A 17,191-nucleotide genomic window follows, 5' to 3' on the forward strand; every position below is an offset into this window, starting at 1 on the left:
GCGACCCTGTCAACCCAGTGTATGCCCATGGCTTCTTCGTCCAAATCGCCGATCACCAAGGCCATCTTCCCGGTGGCCGGCCTCGGCACCCGCTTCCTGCCGGCCACCAAGGCCCAACCCAAGGAGATGCTGCCGGTTGTCGACAAGCCGCTGATCCAGTACGCGGTGGAAGAGGCCTATGCCGCCGGCGTGCGCGAGATGATCTTCGTGACGGGCCGCCACAAGCGCCCCATCGAAGATCACTTCGACATGACCTTCGAGCTCGAGGTGGCGCTGGAAAACTCCGGCAAGCAGGACCTGCTGGACGTGGTGCGCTCGGTCAAGCCCGACGACATGGAGTGCATCTATGTGCGCCAGGCCCAGGCCCTCGGCCTCGGCCACGCCGTGCTGTGCGGTCAGCGCCTGGTGGGCAACGAGCCCTTCGCCGTGCTGCTGGCCGACGACCTGATGGTGGGCGAGACCCCCATCCTCAAGCAGATGGTCGAGCAGTTCGCCGACTGGCGCGCCTCCATCCTCGCCGTGCAGGAAGTGCCGCCCGAACACACCCGCCGCTATGGCATCGTCGCCGGCACCCAGGTCAATGACCACCTGATGGACGTGAACCGCATCGTCGAGAAGCCCGCGCCCGAAGACGCACCCTCACGCCTGGGCGTGGCCGGCCGCTACATCCTGACGCCGGGCGTCTTCCACGAGATTGCCAACCAGCCACGCGGCGTGGGCGGCGAGATCCAGCTGACCGACGGCATTGCCGGCCTGCTGCGTCGCGAGAAGGTGTTTGCCTACCGCTATGACGGCAAGCGCTATGACTGCGGCAGCAAGGAAGGTTTCCTGCAGGCCAATGTGGAACTGGCCCTGGCCCACCCGCAGCTCGGCCCGGGCTTCAAGGAATTCCTGCAGGGCCTGAATCTCTAAGCTTTGCGGGACAGACCGCCCGAGCGTAGCGAGTAGCTCTGTCCCCAACTGACTCAGGATTGGCTTTGCGGGACAGACCGCCCGAGCGCAGCGAGTAGCTCTGCCCCTAACTGACCAGGGCCTGCTCAGCGCCTGCGCAGCACGTGGATGAACTCGTCGCCCGACGAGTTCTGTTCCACCAGTTCGTTGCCGGTCTGGCGCGCAAAGGCCTGGAAGTCGCGCATCGAACCCGGGTCGGTCGCCACGACGCGCAGCAACTCGCCGCTGAGCATTTCGGCCAAGGCCTTCTTGGCTTTCAGGATGGGCAAGGGGCAGTTCAGGCCCCGCGTGTCGATCTCGCGTTGGACGTCCATGGCCTCATTCTCGCTTCAGGTCGAGCCATTGGGGTTCGATGCCTTTGCTGCGCAGCCAGGTCGCCAGCGCCTGGCCGGTGCCCTGCGGCCAACAGCGCACGTTCTCGGGTGCAATCAGCTTGTACTCCGCCAACTCAGGCGACAAGCGGATCTCGCCGCGCGCCGCCGCATGGTAGGCAATGATGATCTGGTTCATGCGCTGGAAATCCCAGACGCCCAGCAGGCGCAGGGAATCAACCTCCAGTGAGGTCTCCTCGGCGATCTCGCGACGGATGCCCTCCTCCGGCGTCTCGCCAGACTCCATGAAGCCCGTGATCAGGCCGAAGAAGCGCCCCGGCCAGGCCGCGTTGCGGGCGAGCAGCACCTGGCCGTCGCGGTCCGTGCATTCGATGACGGCGGCCAGCACCGGCGTCGGGTTGTTCCAGTGCGTGAAGCCACAGGCCGGGCAGCGCAGGCGTTCCTTGTCGCCACCGTCCTCGGCCTGCGTGATCCAACCCAGCTGCGTCGCGCAGACGGGACAGAACTTGTAGTCCGTCATGCAGGAAACACGCCCGTCGACAGATAACGGTCGCCGCGGTCGCAGACGATGAAGGCGATGGTCGCGTTCTCGACGCGGCGCGCGATCTGCAGTGCCACCCAGCAGGCGCCAGCGGACGAAATGCCGGCGAACAGGCCCTCCTCACGGGCCAGGCGGCGCGCCATGTCCTCGGCGTCGCTCTGGCTGACCAGCACCAGTTCGTCCACGCCGCTCGGGTCATAGATCCTGGGCATATAGGCCTCGGGCCACTTGCGGATGCCGGGRATGCGCGACCCTTCGGCCGGCTGGGCGCCGACGATGCGCACGGCGGGGTTCTTTTCCTTCAGAAAGCGCGACACGCCGGTGATGGTGCCCGTCGTGCCCATGGCGCTGACGAAATGGGTGATGCGCCCGCCGGTGTCCTTCCACAGCTCGGGGCCGGTGGTCTCGTAATGGGCGCGCGGGTTGTCGGCATTGGCGAACTGGTCCAGCACGCGGCCCTTGCCTTCGCCGGCCATCTGCTCGGCCAGGTCACGGGCGTACTCCATGCCACCGGTCTTGGGCGTCAGGATGAGCTCGGCGCCGAAGGCCTTCATCGTCTGGGCGCGCTCGATGGACAGGTCCTCCGGCATGATCAGCACCATGCGGTAGCCGCGGATGGCCGCGGCCATGGCCAGCGCGATGCCGGTGTTGCCGGAAGTCGCCTCGATCAGGGTATCGCCCGGCTTGATCTCGCCGCGCTCCTCGGCGCGCTTGATCATGCTGATGGCGGGCCGGTCCTTCACGGAACCGGCCGGGTTGTTGCCCTCCAGCTTGGCCAGGATCACGTTGCCGCGCGCATCGTCGCCGAGCAGCCGCTGAAGGCGCACGAGAGGCGTGGCGCCGATGACATCTTCGAGGGTCGGGTAGCTCATGGGCGGCGATTGTGGCAGCGGGACAAAAACCGAGCCTTGTCGAGTGCATAATCCGCCCCTCGCGCAGCAAGCGCGATGCTGTTTCCGACGGGCCCGGGTGGCGAAATCGGTAGACGCAGGGGACTCAAAATCCCCCGCCGCAAGGTGTGCCGGTTCGAGTCCGGCCCCGGGCACCAGGCGAAACAGCAGCCGGCTTGTGCTGGCATACTCAAAACGACAAGCACCGGCCCTCCCGGTGCAGGCGCCCTCCCGGGGCGCAAGCCGCGCGATCCATGCCCCCACTGCCTTCAGTCACCAAGGCCTTCATCCTGGCCTGTGTCGGTGCCTTCTGCTTTTTCTACCTCTTCCCGGGATTGGCCTATTGGTTCCAGCTGTGGCCGCTGAACTCGGGCTTCTTCATGCCCTGGCAGCTGCTGAGCTATGCCTTCCTGCATGGCAGCTTCGAACATCTGCTGTTCAACATGCTGGGCCTGTGGATGTTCGGCGGCGAGCTGGAGCGCGTCTGGGGCGCGCGGCGCTACACGCAGATGCTGGTGGCCAGCGCGCTGAGCGCCGCCATCGTGCAACTGATATTCACCTGGGTCATCGGTGCCCAGTCCCCCACCGTCGGGGCCTCCGGCGCGATCTTCGGCCTGCTGCTGTCCTTTGGCATGCTGTTCCCCAACCGCATCATCGTGCCGCTGATCCCGCCGATCCCGATGAAGGCGAAATACTTCGTCGCCATCTTCGGCGGCCTGGAACTGATCCTGGGGTTCAGCGGCAGCAGCGGCATTGCCCACTTCGCCCACCTGGGCGGCATGCTGGGCGCGTGGCTGTTGATCCGCCACTGGCGCTCGCCGCGGCGGCGCGGCTAGAGGCCTTCTTTCGGGGTCGGGTAGCGCAGCGCCAATCGCAGCTCGCGCCTGAGACGGGCATTGCTCAACCGGCGTGATTCGCTCCAGAAACTCAGCTGCATGGCACTCATGGTTTGGGCTGCTTCAGCACGCGTGATGCGCACGGGCCGCGGCAGACCACCGAGGTCGGCGGCCAGGTCGAAGTAGTCGCCCATCAGCAACTGGCTGTCGTCGCAGACATTGACGGCGCGCTGCGGCAGGCCGCGCAGCAGCGCCAGCAGGCAGGCCTGCGCCAGATCATCGGCATGGATGTGGTTGGTGTAGACATCCTCCTCCCGTCTCAACACCGGCGTGCCCCGCGCCAGGCGCTCGCGCGGGTGGCCCCCTTCGCGGTCGCGTGCATAGATGCCGGGAATGCGCAGCAGGCTGACACGCGTGCCGTGACGGCGACCAAAGGCGCGCAGCTGGGCCTCTGCATCGACACGTCGGCGGGCACGGTCGGTCGCCGGGTTCAGTGCCCGCGTCTCGTCGATGAAGGCACCACCGCAGTCGCCATAGACGCCGGTCGTGCTCGCGTAAACCAGCGCCGCGGGCGGCTTGCACGCGAGGGCAGCGAGCAGATGGCGGGTGCGCAGATCCGCCTCGCCGTCACGGGCCGGTGGCGCGAGATGCAGCACGAGCTCGGCCAGTCCTGCCAGGCGCGCCAGCGTCGCCGCGTCATCGAGATTGCCAACCAGCGGGACGGCTCCTGCGGCCCTGAGCTCCGCTGCACGGCTTGCGCTGGACGTCAGTGCAAGAACCCGCCAGCGGCCCGCGAGCAGCTTCAGGACGCGCAGGCCGACGTCGCCGCAGCCAATGATGAGGAGTCGTGGGGTCAAACCGGCCTCGGGCAAAATGGCGGGCAGTCTACGGCCCCGGAAATGTCTGCGGGGCCGCTGCTTTTTGGAAGCCATGTCCCATCAGATCACCATCCAGCCCGCCGGCCGCGTCTATCAGACCGAGGGCGATGACACCCTGCTTGCCGCCGCCATCCGCAATGGCGTAGGCCTGCCTTATGGCTGCAAGGACGGCGCCTGCGGCTCCTGCAAGAGCAAGCTGCTTGAAGGTGCCGTCATCCACGGCAACCACCAGCCCAAGGCGCTGACCGCCGAGGAAGAGGCCGCCGGTTATGTGCTGACCTGCTGCGCCCGGCCGCAGACCGACTGCACCGTCGAGGCCCGCACGGTGCCTGGCGCCGGCGAGTTCCCGGTGCTGAAGCTGCCCAGCCGCGTCATCGCCATACTGCGCCCGGCGCCCGACGTGGCGGTGCTGACGATGCAGCTGGCGGCCAACCAGAACTTCCAGTTCCGCGCCGGCCAGTACGTCGAGTTCATCCTGCGTGACGGCTCGCGCCGCAGCTACTCGATGGCCAATGCGCCGCATAGCCTGCCGGGCCAGATCGAGCTGCACATCCGCCACATGCCCGGCGGCAAGTTCACCGACCATGTCTTCGGCGCGCTCAAGGAGAAGGACATCCTGCGCATGGAAGGGCCCTTCGGCAGCTTCTTCCTGCGCGAGGACAGCGACAAGCCCATCGTGCTGCTGGCCAGCGGCACCGGCTTTGCACCCATCAAGGCCATCATCGAACGGGCCCGCCACATCGAGTCGAGCCGGCCCATGGTTTTGTACTGGGGTGCGCGCAAGCAGGCCGACCTGTATCTGAACGACTGGGCGGCGCTGATCGCCTCGGAATGGCCGCAGCTGACCTATGTGCCGGTACTGTCCGAGCCCGACGAGGGCTGGACAGGCCGCACGGGGTTCGTCCACCGCGCCGTCATGGAAGACTTGGCCGACATGACGGGCCATCAGGTCTACGCCTGCGGCGCGCCTATCGTGGTCGAGTCGGCGCAGCGGGACTTCGTCGCGCAGTGCAACCTGCCGGCGGAAGAGTTCTACGCGGACGCGTTCACGTCCGAAGCGGACAAGCACTGAGATGTTCGAGCCGCCGTGGACACCCGCTGCTGAACTGGTCGACGCGCTGAAGCGCGATGGCGAGGCCGTGCTGGCGCCAAGTTCGCTTGGCGTGCTGGGCGCCTCTGCCGACGACCTCGACACCCTCAAGCCCTGCTGGGACGACCTGCCGCCCGATGGCTACCTGCGCGACGGCGGCCGCTACCGCTTCCGACGCCACGGCTGCTTCGTCGCCGACGGCGACACGCTGACTCTTCAGCCCCACCGCGCCCACTGGCAGCCGCTGGACTACAACGCGCTGCACGGCGGCATCCAGCGCTGGTTCGTGCCGCTGGCGCAGGAGATGGTCAATTCACCTGCCTGGACGGCGCTGCTGCTGGGGTTGGCGAAAACGGCGTCGGCACTGAAGGGCGAGCAGCCCTGGTTCATCGAGGCCCACCCTTTCCGCATCGACACCAGCGATGGCATCGGCCGCCCGACGCCCGAGGGCGCCCACCGCGACGGCGTCGACCTCGTAGCCGTGCTCTTCGTCGGCCGCCAAGGCGTCAAGGGCGGCGAATCGCGGGTCTTCGACGCCGCCGGCCCGGCGGGCCAGCGCTTCACGATGACCCAGCCCTGGACGACGCTGCTGCTGGACGACGCCCGCGTGATCCACGAAACCACCCCCATCCAGCCCGTTGTGGCGGGCGAACGCGGCTGGCGCGACACCCTCGTCATCACATTAAGAGGCGGCGGATTCCAGGGTCCGTAGAATCCCGAGCGGCCACGCCAAAAGCGTGGCCGTTCTTCTACCTACTGCCGCGCCAAAAGCGCCGACCGTCATGAACCCGACCTCCCTCTTCGGCCTGCCCGAGCAGTCCCCGCACGAGCGCGTGCTGCTCGCCACCGACCCGGCCACCGGCCTCAAGGCCATCCTGGCCGTGCACAGCACCGCCCGCGGGCCCGCCTTCGGGGGCTGCCGCCTGTGGCACTACGAATCCGAAGCCGCCGCGCTGAACGACGCGCTGCGCCTGTCCCAGGGCATGAGCCTGAAGAACGCGCTGGCCGACCTGCCTTTCGGCGGCGGCAAGGCCGTCATCCTGAAGCCGGAAGGCGCCTTCGACCGCCCTGCCCTGTTCGCCGCCTTCGGCCGCGCCGTGCAGTCGCTGGCCGGTGCCTACATCACCGCCGAGGACGTCGGCACGACGACGGCCGACATGCGCGGCATGCAAGCCCAAACGTCCTTTGTCAGCGGCATCCCGCGCGAAGGCGCCTTCGGTGGCGACCCAAGCCCCAAGACGGCCTGGGGCGTGTTCGTTTCCATCCAGGCTGGCGCCCGCCTCGTGCTGGGCCGCAACTCGCTGGAAGGCGTACGCGTCGCGCTGCAGGGCCTGGGCGCTGTCGGCTGGCACCTGGCCGAGTTCCTGCACAAGGCTGGCGCCAAGCTGGTCGTGGCTGACGTGGACGCCGCCAAGGTCGAGCGCGCTGTCGCGCAATTCGGCGCCACGGCCGCCAGCGTGGCGGACATCCTGGCCGCCGACGTCGACGTGCTGGCGCCCTGTGCGCTCGGCGCTTCCCTGAACGAGAAGACGGTGCCGACGCTGCGTGCCAAGCTGATCGCCGGCGCGGCCAACAACCAGCTCGCCACGCCCGATGACGGTGACGCACTGCAGCGCCACGGCATCTGCTACCTGCCCGATTACCTGGTGAATGCCGGCGGCATCATCAGCGTGGCTCGCGAGTACCGCGGTGAGGGCGAAGAGACGGCCGTGATGGCCGAGGTGAGCAAGATCGCCGAGCGTGTCGAAGAGCTGCTGCAGCGCGTGCAGACGGCCGACTCGACGCCCGCTCGCGTCGCCGATGACTGGGCCCGTTCCAAGCTCGTCCGCCTGCCCTAAGTCCATCCCTGCAATGGCCGGGCGGTGGCGCCCGGCCAACATTTAGAGAGCCCTCTCAAGTCCAGGGTTTGTCTCGACCGGTTTGTCCTCATGGCGACACGGCGGCTGCGCACAATCTGCGCCGGTTACGCACGATTACCGGAGGCAAACCCTATGCGACGCACTACACGTCCAACCCGCGCGCTGCGCCCCTTGCTGGCAGGTGTCGCCCTGCTGCCCCTGGCCCTGACGGCCCATTCAGCCGGCTACCGCTTCGGCACCCAGAGCGCCGCCGCCGAAGGCACCGCCAACGCGAACGCGGCTGAGGCCGCCGACGCCAGCACGCTGTTCGCCAACCCCGCCGGCCTCACACGCCTGACGGGCTGGAACTTGTCCGGCGTCGTGGACTACGTCGACCCCAAGACCCGCTTCACCGACCAGGGCTCCTATATCTCCCTGCCCGGCTCTGGTCTGGCGCCGCGCTCGACGGGCACCGTCGGCGACACGATGAGCTTTGCCAAGGCCGCGGTCGTGCCCCATCTCTATGCCGCCTACAAGGCCTCCGACACACTGGCCTACGGCCTCGGCGTCTTCGTGCCCTGGGGCACCAAGCTCGACTACCGAGCTGACTGGGGTGGCCGCTACAACCTGCAAAAGGTCGAGCTGAAGTCCATCTCGATCAACCCCAACGTCGCCTGGAAGACCTCGCCCGAGCTGTCGCTCGCGGCCGGCCTGAACATCCAGTACATGGAAGGCAAGCTGCGCCGCGCCGTGCCCTACGCCTCCGTCTACGCCGCCGGCCTGCTCAACGCCGCCCACCAGGCGGCCGCCGCTGGCGCGCCGGGCCTCGCGCTGCAGTTGCAGCAGCAGGCGGCCACGGTCTTCGGCAACCCGGCCTATGACGGCTCCATCGCCGTCGAGGGCAAGGACTGGGGCCTGGGCTTCAACCTCGCCCTGCTGTGGGAGCCCGCTGCCGGCACGCGCATGGGCCTGAGCTATCGCAGCAGCATCAGCCACAAGCTCAAGGGCAGCGCCGACTGGACCCAGCCCACCAACCTGCCCGCCGAGGTGCTGGCCGCCATCGCGGCCAAACCCTACAACGGCGTCTCGGCCCTGGACCACAACGACTCCGACGTCAGCCTGTCGGTGCGCACGCCCGAGTCGCTGTCCCTCCATGGCTTCCAGCAGCTGACGCCCACCATCGCCGTGATGGGCGACTTCACCTTCACGCGCGACTCGCGCCTGAAGCAACTGCGCATCGACTTCGCCAACAGCACGGCCGATTCGACGACCGCCGAGCACTGGAAGGACAGCACCAAGGTCTCGGTCGGCGCCCAATGGCAGGCCCTGCCGGCGCTGCTGCTGCGGGCCGGCTACAGCAAGGACATGTCGCCCGTGCCCTCGGCGACGCGCAGCCCGGCCCTGCCCGATGCCCACCGCACCTGGCTCGCCCTCGGCGCCAATCTGGCGCTGATGGACAACGCCAGCATCGATTTCTCCTTCGGCCATGTGAAGCTCAAGGACGCGGCGATGAACGCGACCGACGATGGCGACGGCGAGCAGCCCTGCAACTGCGCCTACTCGACCGCACGCGGCAACTACGCCTCCAAGGCCACCATCTTCGGTGTCCAGTTCAACTACAAGTTCTGAGGAGGCGACACATCATGGATCGCCGCAGTTTTCTCCGCCGCAGCGCCGCGCAAGCCGGCGCCCTGATCACCGCCTCCACCGCCCTGTCCAGCCTCGTCGGCTGCGGCGGCGGTGGCGATGCGGGAGCGCCCATAGAGCCCTTGCCCGCCACCTTCCCAGGCAGCAGCACACCGCTGCCGACGACGGCCGCCGCGAGTGGCACGTTCAAGTTCCCGCAATCGGTGGCCTCGGGTGACCCCAAGCCCGACGGCGCCGTGCTGTGGGCCCGCGTCGTGCCCAGCAGCGCCGATGACGTAACCAGCGCCACGGGTGGCGGCAGCTACAACGTGACACTGAAGATCAGCAGCGCCGCCGGCAATGCCGCCCTGCTCGGCACGACCTCGACACTGGCGGGCACGGCCGACGCTGCCGCCGACGTGCCGGTCTACGAGTTCTATGACCACACGCTGCGCCACCGCATCAGCGGCCTGCAGCCGGCCACGGTCTACTACTACCAGTTCACGGCCGGCAGCAGCGTGTCGCGCATCGGCCGCTTCAAGACGGCGCCCGCGGCTGACACCGATATCAGCGCACTGAACTTTGCCTTCGTGTCCTGCCAGGATTGGAACGTGAATCACTGGGCCGGCATGGACACGCTGGCCACGGAAAACATCGATTTCATCGTCCACCTGGGCGACTACATCTACGAGACCGTCGGCGCCGACTACCAGGCCGGTGGCGTCGAGAGCGCGCACGCCGCGCTGGCCCTGCCCAACGGCACGGCCCTGCCCACGGGCGGCAAATACGCGACGACGCTGGGCGACTACCGCTACCTCTACAAGCGCTACCGCACCGACCGCCGCCTGCAGAACCTGCACGAGCGCTTCGCCTTCGTCGCCGTCTGGGATGACCACGAGTTCAGCGACGACTGCTGGCAGGACCGCGAGACCTACGACAACGGCAGTTTCAACGCGACGACGCAAGTCGGCGACAACACGGCCCAGACCTCGCGCCGCCTCGCGGCCAACCAAGCCTGGTTCGAGAACATGCCGGCCGACATCAGCTTCACGCTGGACCCGGGCCAGGGCATCACCGGCATCCGCATCTACCGCGACCTGAAGTTCGGCAAGCTGATGCACCTGGTCATGACCGACCAGCGCCTGTACCGCGCCGACCACCTGATCCCCGAGGCCGCGCCCAGCCCGCTGACCGGCCAGGCCGTCGGCAGCATCGGTGCGCGCTACATGGTGCCTCAGGCGACGCTCGCCGGCGTCGAGGCCGCCAAGCTGGCCGCCGGCGCGTCGCTCCCCGACCCGCTGGCCCTCGTCAGCGTGCTGGGCGGCGCGCAGCGCCAGTGGTGGGTGCAGACGATGACGGCGTCCACCGCGCTGTGGAAGATCTGGGGCAACGAGGTGTCGCTGCTGCGCATGGGCATGGACGGCAACAAGATCCCCGGCGCGCCGGCAGCCTTCAAGGCCAAGTTCGTGCTGAACGCCGACCAGTGGGACGGCTTCAACGCCGAGCGCAAATACCTGATGGGCCAACTGCTGAGCAAGGGCGTGAAGAACGTCGTGGCCGTCACCGGCGACATCCACGCCTTTTATGCCGGCGTCGTGATGGCCGACTACGACGCCGCCACGCAGGTGCCGGCGATGGTCGACCTCGTCACGGCAGGCGTGTCCAGCAATTCCAACTTCAGCTATTTCTACACCGAAGCCAGCAAGCCGACCTTTGCCGCGCTGAAGCCGCTGGTGGCCACGAGCGAGGCCGAGTCTGAAGGCATCGCCATCCAGATCCTGAGCGCGGCCATCGCCATCGCGGCGGGCGTGACCGACCTGACCAACACGGCGGCCATCCAGGCTGCCGTGCAGGGTGCCGTCCTGGCTGGGCTGGTGCCTGCCGCAGCCTTCGCGCCGACAGCGTCGCTGTCCAAGGCCGTCATCGTCACCTTCGACGAAACGCAGGCTGGCACCATGGGCACCATCATCGCGGGCACGATCGCGGGCCTGGCAGCCGCCGGCAAGTCGGTCGCGGCGATGACGCTCTACGGCCTGATCCAGCAGAAGCTGGCCGCGGCCCTGGGCATCCCGGCCAACTTCGTGCCGGCGTCCGAGATCGTCAAGCGCCTGAACCCGTTTGCAGACCCGACGACGGCCGTTGCGCCGCCTGTCAACAACCCCTGGATCAAGCATGTCGACAGCGACGCCCAGGGCTATGCCGTCGTGTCACTCAGCAAGACCGAGTTGATCTGCACGTTCAAGAAGATGGCACGCCAGGTCGGCGGCACGGCGCCGGCGTCGCCGGTGGCCGCCGTCAGGACGGTTCGCGTCGCCGCTGGCGTGACGGATGTGGCCGTGATGGCCGGACTCTGACGCGGCCGTCCGCACGAATCAGAACGCCCGGCAATGCCGGGCGTTTTCCTTTGCCGCGCCACGCAGCTGGGCACCTGTGAGGCGTGCTTAGACTCCCGCATGCCTCTCTACCGCGTTCTGGTCATCGGCGGCTACGGCTTCTTCGGGCGCCGTCTCGTTGAACGGCTGGCCCGCAGCCCCGGCCTGCACCTCATCGTGGCGGGTCGATCCGCCGCACAAGGCCTGGCCCTGGCGGATGCGTTGCGCGGGGCGGCGCGCGCGCAACTGAGCTGCGCCACGCTCGATGCGGATGCACCGGCTTTCGCCGACGACCTCAAAGCGCTGGCGCCTGACATCACCGTGCACACCTCGGGCCCGTTCCAGGGCCAGCGGTATCACGTCGCTCAAGCCTGCATGGCCGCTGGCGCGCACTACATCGATCTGGCTGACGGCCGGGATTTCGTGGTCGGCATCAGCAGCCTGAACCAGGCCGCGCTGGACCGTGGACTGAGCATCATCAGCGGCGCGAGTTCCGTGCCTGCCCTGTCCGATGCAGCAGCACGCCATCTGGCGCAGGGACTCACCCGCGTCGACCACATCGACATCGGCATCAGCCCGGGCAACCGTACCGAACGAGGCCTGGCCACGGTGCGCGCCATCCTGAGCTACTGCGGCAAGGCCCTGCCGGCCGTGGACCACCGTCCCAGCTTTGGCTGGAGTGGGAGCCGGCGTCACCTTTATCCCGTGCCGGTCGGGAACCGGCTGCTGTCGCCTTGTGACGTGCCTGACCTCGCGCTGCTGCCCAAGCGCCATGCCGGCTGCCCGACGATCAGCTTCGGCGCCGGCCTCGAATTACCGCTCCTGCACCGAGGCATGAACGCCCTGGCGCTGCTGGCCCGGGTCGGCATCGTCAAGGACTGGTCGGCTCATGCGGTGGCCCTGAAGTGGCTCGGCGACCGGTTCAGCGGCCTGGGGTCGAACGCGGGCGCCATGCATGTCTGTGTCAGCGGGGAAACTGCTGAAGGCATCAGCCGCAGTCGCACCTGGCATTTGGTTGCTACTCACGGCGATGGCCCCTTCGTCCCGACGCTGGCCGCTGCGGCGCTGATCCGCAAACTGCAGCACGGCGACGCATCGCTCGCAGGCGCCCAGCCCTGTGTGGGCCTGCTGTCCCTGCAGGACTTCGCACGAGAATCCGAAGGCCTGCACATCGACATGAACGAATCGTCCAGCATCGACGCCCTGAGCCTCTACGAACGCGTGCTGGGCGCCAGCTATTCACAACTGCCAATGGCGGTGCAGCGCTTCCATCGGCTCGCGGGGCACACCGTCTTGAACGGCTGGGTGCAGACACAGGCGCCGAGTTCGCTGCCGGCCCGGCTGCTGGCCTTCTGCCTTGGGACGCCACGCCGTGCCAGCAGCGGCCCGCTCAGCTTCGAGCTCGACGCCAGCGCGGAGGCCGAACGTTGGACGCGCCACTTCCCGACGCGGACCATGACATCACGAATGCGGCTGGTGGCCGGCAAGATCCAGGAGAAGCTCGGGGCTGCCCGGCTGACTTTTGGCTTGAGCGTTGCCGATGGCCGGCTGAGGATGGAGCTTGAAGGCCTGCGTTTCATGGGCCTACCGTGCCCGCGATGGCTGATGCCGCAGGTGGTGGCCGAGGAAACCGGCAAGGACGATCAGCTGCACTTCCGCGTCGCCGCCGGTCTGCCGCTGCTGGGCACCGTCGCGGCCTATGACGGCCATCTCGAACTCGGTCCGGCGCAGGCCACTTCATGATCATCGTGTTCGATGCCCAGTGCCTGCTCTGCAACGGCTGGGTGCAGTTCATCCTGCGGCATGACAGCAAGGCCCGCTTGCGCTTTGCTTCCATCCAGGGCGCCGCGGGGCGGAGTCTGCTGGCCGCAGAGGGGCTGGTGCCCGAAGGCCTGCAGACATTGCTGCTCGTCGATGGCCCTCGCGCGTGGCAGCACACGGCAGCCATATTTCGCGTGCTGCATGCGCTGGGCTGGCCCTGGCGCCTGGCCTGGATCGCATGGCTGATCCCGTCCATCGTCCGAGATCCGTTGTACCGCCTGGTCGCCAGGAACCGCTACCGGCTGTTCGGGCGCTCGGCCCTCTGCATCCGCCCGCAGCCTGAGCATGCGGCCAGATTCCTCGACTAAAAAAACGCCCGGCAGTGCCGGGCGTTTTTTCTAGAGCGGTTCGGAACCRCTTATTCGCCCAGGTAGGCGGCGCGCACCTTCGGATCGTTCAGCAACGCTTGGCCCTCGCCCTCCATCGTCACCTCGCCCGACTCCATCACATAGCCGCGGTTGGCCAGTTGCAGCGCGCGGCTGGCGTTCTGCTCGACGAGCAGGATGGTGACGCCCTGCTGGTGGATGTCGTTCACGACCTCGAAGATCTTGTCCACCATGATGGGCGACAGGCCCATGGACGGCTCGTCCAGCAGCAGCACCTTGGGGCGGGCCATCAGCGCGCGACCCATGGCCAGCATCTGCTGCTCGCCGCCGGACATCGTGCCGGCCAGCTGCTTGGCGCGCTCCTTCAGGCGCGGGAACAGGCCGAAGACCTTGTCCATGTCGGCCTGGATCTCGCCATCCTTGCGGTTGTAGGCGCCCATCTGCAGGTTCTCGGTGATGGTCATGCGCGTGAAGGTGCCACGGCCCTCCGGCACCATGACCAGGCCCTGCTTGGCCAGGTCCCAGGCGCCTTGACCCTTGATGGGCTTGCCGAGGTATTCGACGCTGCCAGCGGCCACCGGCTGCAGGCCGGTGATGGCCTTCAGCGTCGTCGTCTTGCCGGCGCCGTTGGCGCCGATCAGCGACACCAGTTCGCCCTCGCGCACCTCGAAGCTGACGCCCTTGACGGCCTGGATGCCGCCGTAGGCGACCTTCAAGCCAGAAACCTTGAGCAGGGTTGCTGCCATACCTATCACTCCAAATCGTGCGTTGACCAAGCGGCACCCGTGGAACTGGCTTTGCCAGGCCACTGGGTGCGCCCCCTTGAGGGGGAGCGCGAAGCGCTACGGGGGTGGGTCATCCTTAGTGGTTCTTGTGGCCGGCGCCGAGGTAGGCCTCGATCACCTTTTCGTTGCGCTGCACGTCGTAGGGCGYGCCTTCGGCRATCTGCTTGCCGTARTCSAGCACSGTGACSCGGTCGCACAGGCCCATGACCAGCTTCACGTCGTGYTCGATSAGCAGGATGGTGCGGYYGTCSTTGCGGATGCGGTCGATCAGCTCGCGCAGCWSSACYTTYTCGGTCGCGTTCATGCCSGCGGCSGGYTCGTCSAGCGCGATCAGYTGCGGGTCGGTGGCCAGGGCYCGGGCRATYTCCAGRCGGCGCTGGTCRCCRTAGCTCAGSGTGCGGGCCTTGWAGTCKGCGTAYTTGCCGATGCCGACATAGTCSAGCARCTCCTGGGCGCGCGCCTTGATGGCGGCCTCCTCGGCCTTGAACTTGGGCGTGCGGAACACCGCGCCGATCAGGCCGGACTTGGTGCGGATGTGGCGGCCCACCATGACGTTCTCGATCGCCGTCATGTCGGCGAAGAGGCGGATGTTCTGGAAGGTGCGCGCGATGCCGGCCTTGGCGACCTGGTGCACGGCCTGCGGCGTGTAGGGCGTGCCGCCGAGCGAGAAGCTGCCGCCGTCCGGCACGTACAGGCCCGTGATGACGTTGAAGAAGGTCGTCTTGCCGGCGCCGTTGGGGCCGATGAGGCCGTACACCTGGCCGCGTTGGATCTGGATGCCGACGTCGGACAGGGCCTGCACGCCGCCGAAGCGCTTGGATGCGCCGCTGACGTTGAGAACGATGTTGTCGTGTTTGCTCATGTTGGTGTCCTCCCTCACTTCGCGGCAGGCGGGGCGACCTTGCCGTGCTCGGRMGCSGGCCACAGGCCGCGCGGACGSRYCAGCATGAYGCYGATCATGGCCAGSGCSAYCAGCARCTGGCGCAGGATGGAGGCGTCGAGGCGACCGTCAGTCATCTGCTGCAGCGGGCCGGCGACGTAGCGCAGCACCTCGGGCAGGGCCGACAGCATCAGCGCGCCGAGGATGACGCCGGGSATGTGGCCGATGCCGCCSAGCACMACCATSGCGACGATCATGACCGAYTCCWKCAGGCTGAAGGAYTCGGGMGACACRAARCCCTGGAAGSYSGCRAACATSGMRCCCGACACGCCGCCGAARGTGGCGCCCATGCCGAAGGCCAGCAGCTTCAGGTTGCGRGTGTTGATGCCCATGGCCTTGGCGGCGATYTCGTCYTCRCGGATSGCCATCCAGGCGCGGCCGATGCGGGAGTTCTCCAGCCGATAGCAGACCACCACGCCCCCCACCACGAGGGCCAGGAAGAGGTAGTAGTACAGCGTCACCGACGGCAGCGTGAAGCCGAACACCTCCCAGGACTTGCCCAGGTCCACGCCGAAGACGTGGAAGGAGTCGATCTGGCCGATGCCGCGCGGGCCGTTGGTGATGTTGACCGGGTACTCCAGGTTGTTCAGGAAGACGCGGATGATTTCGCCGAAGCCCAGCGTGACGATGGCGAGATAGTCGCCGCGCAGCTTCAGCGTTGGCGCCCCCAGCATCACGCCGAAGAAGGCTGCCAGCGCCGCTCCGGCCGGGATGACCAGCCACAGCGGCGAATGCAGGCCCGTCGGGAACGCGGCCTGGATGGCCTCGAAGTTCTCGCTCAGGTGCGGGCTGGACATCAGCGCGAACATGTAGGCGCCGACCGCGTAGAAAGCGACGTAGCCCAGGTCCAGCAGGCCGGCATAGCCAACGACGATGTTCAGCCCCAGCGCCAGCAGCACGTAGAGCAGCGCCAGGTCGATGATGCGGACCGGACCATTGCCGAGCTGCTGTGCGAACAACGGCACAACGAGCAGGCCGATGGCGGCCGCGAGGAAGGTGAAGATTTTCTTGGTGTCCATGTCTTGTCTCCCTTCAGGCGCGATCGGCCACACGCTCGCCGAGCAGGCCCGAGGGGCGCAGCGTCAGCACGAGGATGAGGGCGACGAAGGCGAAGATGTCGGCGTAGTGGCTGCCCAGCACGCCACCGGTCAGGTCGCCCAGGTAGCCCGCGCCGATGGCCTCGATGAGGCCGAGCAGCACGCCGCCCACCACCGCGCCGGCCAGGTTGCCGATGCCGCCCAGCACCGCGGCCGTGAAGGCCTTCAGCCCGGGCATGAAGCCCATGGTGTGCTGCACGGTGCCGTAGTTGGCCGCCCACATCAGGCCGGCCACTGCGGCGAGCGCAGCGCCGATGACGAAGGTGGTGGAGATGATGAAGTCGGGCTTCACGCCCATCAAGCCGGCCACGCGCGGGTTCTCGGCGGTGGCGCGCATCGCGCGGCCCAGCTTGGTGTAGTTCACCAGGTACATCAGGCCGGCCAGGATGCAGACCGTCAGGCCCAGGATCAGGCATTGCGTGACGGTGATGACGGGGCCGCCCAGGTCGAACGGCGTGGTGGGCAGCAGCAGCGGGAAGGGCTTGGGATTCGGCTTCCAGATGATCATCGCCAGCACCTGCAGCAGCAGCGACATGCCCATGGCGGTGATCAGCGGCGCCAGGCGCGGCGCGTTGCGCAGCGGCCGGTAGGCGATCTTCTCGACTGCGTAGTTCAACGTCGCGCAGACGACGATGGCGGCGGCCAGGCCGATCAGCATCAGCAGCCAGCCGGGAATGCCGGAATCCGCCAGCAGCGTGACCAGCGTCCAGCTGACCATGGCGCCCACCATCAGGATCTCGCCGTGGGCGAAATTGATGAGGTTGATGATGCCGTAGACCATCGTGTAGCCCAGGGCGACGAGGGCATACATGCTCCCCAGCACCAGGCCGTTGATGATCTGTTGAATCAGAGTCTCCATGAGGGCTCC

At 67.6% G+C, this 17,191-nt stretch carries 16 protein-coding genes, 1 tRNA gene and 2 pseudogenes; 11 read left to right on the forward strand and 8 right to left on the reverse strand.

Annotated elements, in window-relative coordinates; genetic code table 11:
• Positions 1–21 precede the first annotated feature (21 nt).
• Positions 22–912 carry a UTP--glucose-1-phosphate uridylyltransferase GalU gene (gene galU / locus ACXJKM_RS21885; RefSeq protein WP_457355142.1) on the forward strand — a complete coding sequence of 297 codons (891 nt, stop codon included), beginning with the start codon at positions 22–24 and terminating at the stop codon, positions 910–912.
• A gap of 125 nt (positions 913–1,037) precedes the next feature.
• Here galU and ACXJKM_RS21890 read toward each other — a convergent pair whose 3' ends face one another.
• Genes ACXJKM_RS21890 through cysM form a run of 3 tightly spaced genes read right to left on the reverse strand, consistent with a single transcriptional unit; the run spans position 1,038 to position 2,696 of the window.
• Entirely contained in the window at positions 1,038–1,265 is a 228-nt protein-coding gene (locus ACXJKM_RS21890) for a sulfurtransferase TusA family protein (RefSeq protein ID WP_056196293.1), read from the reverse strand.
• 4 nt (positions 1,266–1,269) lie between these two features.
• Positions 1,270–1,803, reverse strand: a complete 534-nt coding sequence (locus tag ACXJKM_RS21895) for an NUDIX domain-containing protein (protein ID WP_457355144.1) — start codon at positions 1,801–1,803, stop codon at positions 1,270–1,272.
• Positions 1,800–2,696 carry a cysteine synthase CysM gene (cysM, locus tag ACXJKM_RS21900; RefSeq protein ID WP_056196288.1) on the reverse strand — a complete coding sequence of 299 codons (897 nt, stop codon included), beginning with the start codon at positions 2,694–2,696 and terminating at the stop codon, positions 1,800–1,802. Before cysM ends, ACXJKM_RS21895 begins: the two co-directional genes overlap by 4 nt.
• A 91-nt stretch (positions 2,697–2,787) precedes the next feature.
• Here cysM and ACXJKM_RS21905 point away from each other — a divergent pair.
• Positions 2,788–2,872: transfer RNA gene (locus ACXJKM_RS21905), tRNA-Leu, on the forward strand.
• 96 nt (positions 2,873–2,968) lie between these two features.
• Positions 2,969–3,550 carry a rhomboid family intramembrane serine protease gene (locus ACXJKM_RS21910; protein WP_457355146.1) on the forward strand — a complete coding sequence of 194 codons (582 nt, stop codon included), beginning with the start codon at positions 2,969–2,971 and terminating at the stop codon, positions 3,548–3,550.
• On the opposite strand, the gene ACXJKM_RS21915 is transcribed toward ACXJKM_RS21910, so the two are convergent.
• Positions 3,547–4,482 (reverse strand): NAD-dependent epimerase/dehydratase family protein, encoded by a 936-nt coding sequence (locus tag ACXJKM_RS21915; protein ID WP_082532596.1) that lies wholly within the window; start codon positions 4,480–4,482, stop codon positions 3,547–3,549. The genes ACXJKM_RS21910 and ACXJKM_RS21915 overlap by 4 nt on opposite strands.
• Here ACXJKM_RS21915 and ACXJKM_RS21920 point away from each other — a divergent pair.
• The 8 genes and pseudogenes from ACXJKM_RS21920 (at position 4,481) to ACXJKM_RS21955 (ending at position 13,483) form a co-directional block, all read left to right on the forward strand.
• Positions 4,481–5,500, forward strand: a complete 1,020-nt coding sequence (locus ACXJKM_RS21920) for a CDP-6-deoxy-delta-3,4-glucoseen reductase (RefSeq protein WP_056196279.1) — start codon at positions 4,481–4,483, stop codon at positions 5,498–5,500. The two genes, ACXJKM_RS21915 and ACXJKM_RS21920, sit on opposite strands and share 2 nt — an antisense overlap.
• Position 5,501: 1 nt before the next feature.
• Positions 5,502–6,230 carry a 2OG-Fe dioxygenase family protein gene (locus ACXJKM_RS21925; protein WP_056196277.1) on the forward strand — a complete coding sequence of 243 codons (729 nt, stop codon included), beginning with the start codon at positions 5,502–5,504 and terminating at the stop codon, positions 6,228–6,230.
• 70 nt (positions 6,231–6,300) lie between these two features.
• A complete protein-coding gene (locus ACXJKM_RS21930; RefSeq protein ID WP_457355148.1) occupies positions 6,301–7,356 on the forward strand; it encodes a Leu/Phe/Val dehydrogenase in 1,056 nt (351 codons plus the stop codon).
• A gap of 153 nt (positions 7,357–7,509) precedes the next feature.
• Positions 7,510–8,985 (forward strand): OmpP1/FadL family transporter, encoded by a 1,476-nt coding sequence (locus tag ACXJKM_RS21935; RefSeq protein WP_457355149.1) that lies wholly within the window; start codon positions 7,510–7,512, stop codon positions 8,983–8,985.
• A gap of 14 nt (positions 8,986–8,999) precedes the next feature.
• A complete protein-coding gene (locus tag ACXJKM_RS21940) occupies positions 9,000–11,336 on the forward strand; it encodes an alkaline phosphatase D family protein (protein ID WP_457355150.1) in 2,337 nt (778 codons plus the stop codon).
• A gap of 99 nt (positions 11,337–11,435) precedes the next feature.
• Positions 11,436–12,542, forward strand: a pseudogene (locus ACXJKM_RS21945) (saccharopine dehydrogenase NADP-binding domain-containing protein); the annotation flags it as partial.
• A 69-nt stretch (positions 12,543–12,611) separates the two neighbouring features.
• A pseudogene (locus ACXJKM_RS21950) lies at positions 12,612–13,097 on the forward strand (DUF4166 domain-containing protein); the annotation flags it as partial.
• The gene (locus ACXJKM_RS21955) at positions 13,094–13,483 is read left to right on the forward strand and encodes a thiol-disulfide oxidoreductase DCC family protein (RefSeq protein WP_457355151.1); all 390 of its coding nucleotides are present in this window, start codon (positions 13,094–13,096) and stop codon (positions 13,481–13,483) included. The pseudogene ACXJKM_RS21950 and the gene ACXJKM_RS21955, both read left to right, overlap by 4 nt.
• 50 nt (positions 13,484–13,533) lie before the next feature.
• Here the strand turns inward: ACXJKM_RS21955 and ACXJKM_RS21960 are convergent, their stop codons facing one another.
• From ACXJKM_RS21960 to ACXJKM_RS21975, 4 genes are all read right to left on the reverse strand, one after another.
• Positions 13,534–14,247 carry an ABC transporter ATP-binding protein gene (locus ACXJKM_RS21960; protein WP_457323587.1) on the reverse strand — a complete coding sequence of 238 codons (714 nt, stop codon included), beginning with the start codon at positions 14,245–14,247 and terminating at the stop codon, positions 13,534–13,536.
• Positions 14,248–14,362: 115 nt separating this feature from the next.
• Positions 14,363–15,148 carry an ABC transporter ATP-binding protein gene (locus ACXJKM_RS21965; RefSeq protein WP_457355152.1) on the reverse strand — a complete coding sequence of 262 codons (786 nt, stop codon included), beginning with the start codon at positions 15,146–15,148 and terminating at the stop codon, positions 14,363–14,365.
• Positions 15,149–15,162: 14 nt separating this feature from the next.
• Positions 15,163–16,245 (reverse strand): branched-chain amino acid ABC transporter permease, encoded by a 1,083-nt coding sequence (locus ACXJKM_RS21970; RefSeq protein ID WP_457355153.1) that lies wholly within the window; start codon positions 16,243–16,245, stop codon positions 15,163–15,165.
• A gap of 13 nt (positions 16,246–16,258) precedes the next feature.
• Positions 16,259–17,182 carry a branched-chain amino acid ABC transporter permease gene (locus tag ACXJKM_RS21975; RefSeq protein ID WP_056196256.1) on the reverse strand — a complete coding sequence of 308 codons (924 nt, stop codon included), beginning with the start codon at positions 17,180–17,182 and terminating at the stop codon, positions 16,259–16,261.
• Positions 17,183–17,191 lie beyond the last annotated feature (9 nt).

The sequence above is a fragment of the Roseateles sp. P5_D6 genome (genome assembly GCF_054049415.1).

Excerpts from the sequence above, each read along its gene's own strand:
- ACXJKM_RS21975 (WP_056196256.1), bottom strand. The coding sequence starts at position 17,182 with ATGGAGACTCTGATTCAACAGATCATCAACGGCCTGGTGCTGGGGAGC.
- ACXJKM_RS21960 (WP_457323587.1), bottom strand. The coding sequence starts at position 14,247 with ATGGCAGCAACCCTGCTCAAGGTTTCTGGCTTGAAGGTCGCCTACGGC.
- ACXJKM_RS21895 (WP_457355144.1), bottom strand. The coding sequence starts at position 1,803 with ATGACGGACTACAAGTTCTGTCCCGTCTGCGCGACGCAGCTGGGTTGG.
- ACXJKM_RS21925 (WP_056196277.1), top strand. The coding sequence starts at position 5,502 with ATGTTCGAGCCGCCGTGGACACCCGCTGCTGAACTGGTCGACGCGCTG.
- galU (WP_457355142.1), top strand. The coding sequence starts at position 22 with ATGCCCATGGCTTCTTCGTCCAAATCGCCGATCACCAAGGCCATCTTC.
- ACXJKM_RS21955 (WP_457355151.1), top strand. The coding sequence starts at position 13,094 with ATGATCATCGTGTTCGATGCCCAGTGCCTGCTCTGCAACGGCTGGGTG.
- ACXJKM_RS21920 (WP_056196279.1), top strand. The coding sequence starts at position 4,481 with ATGTCCCATCAGATCACCATCCAGCCCGCCGGCCGCGTCTATCAGACC.
- ACXJKM_RS21915 (WP_082532596.1), bottom strand. The coding sequence starts at position 4,482 with ATGGCTTCCAAAAAGCAGCGGCCCCGCAGACATTTCCGGGGCCGTAGA.
- ACXJKM_RS21910 (WP_457355146.1), top strand. The coding sequence starts at position 2,969 with ATGCCCCCACTGCCTTCAGTCACCAAGGCCTTCATCCTGGCCTGTGTC.
- ACXJKM_RS21890 (WP_056196293.1), bottom strand. The coding sequence starts at position 1,265 with ATGGACGTCCAACGCGAGATCGACACGCGGGGCCTGAACTGCCCCTTG.
- ACXJKM_RS21940 (WP_457355150.1), top strand. The coding sequence starts at position 9,000 with ATGGATCGCCGCAGTTTTCTCCGCCGCAGCGCCGCGCAAGCCGGCGCC.
- ACXJKM_RS21935 (WP_457355149.1), top strand. The coding sequence starts at position 7,510 with ATGCGACGCACTACACGTCCAACCCGCGCGCTGCGCCCCTTGCTGGCA.
- ACXJKM_RS21930 (WP_457355148.1), top strand. The coding sequence starts at position 6,301 with ATGAACCCGACCTCCCTCTTCGGCCTGCCCGAGCAGTCCCCGCACGAG.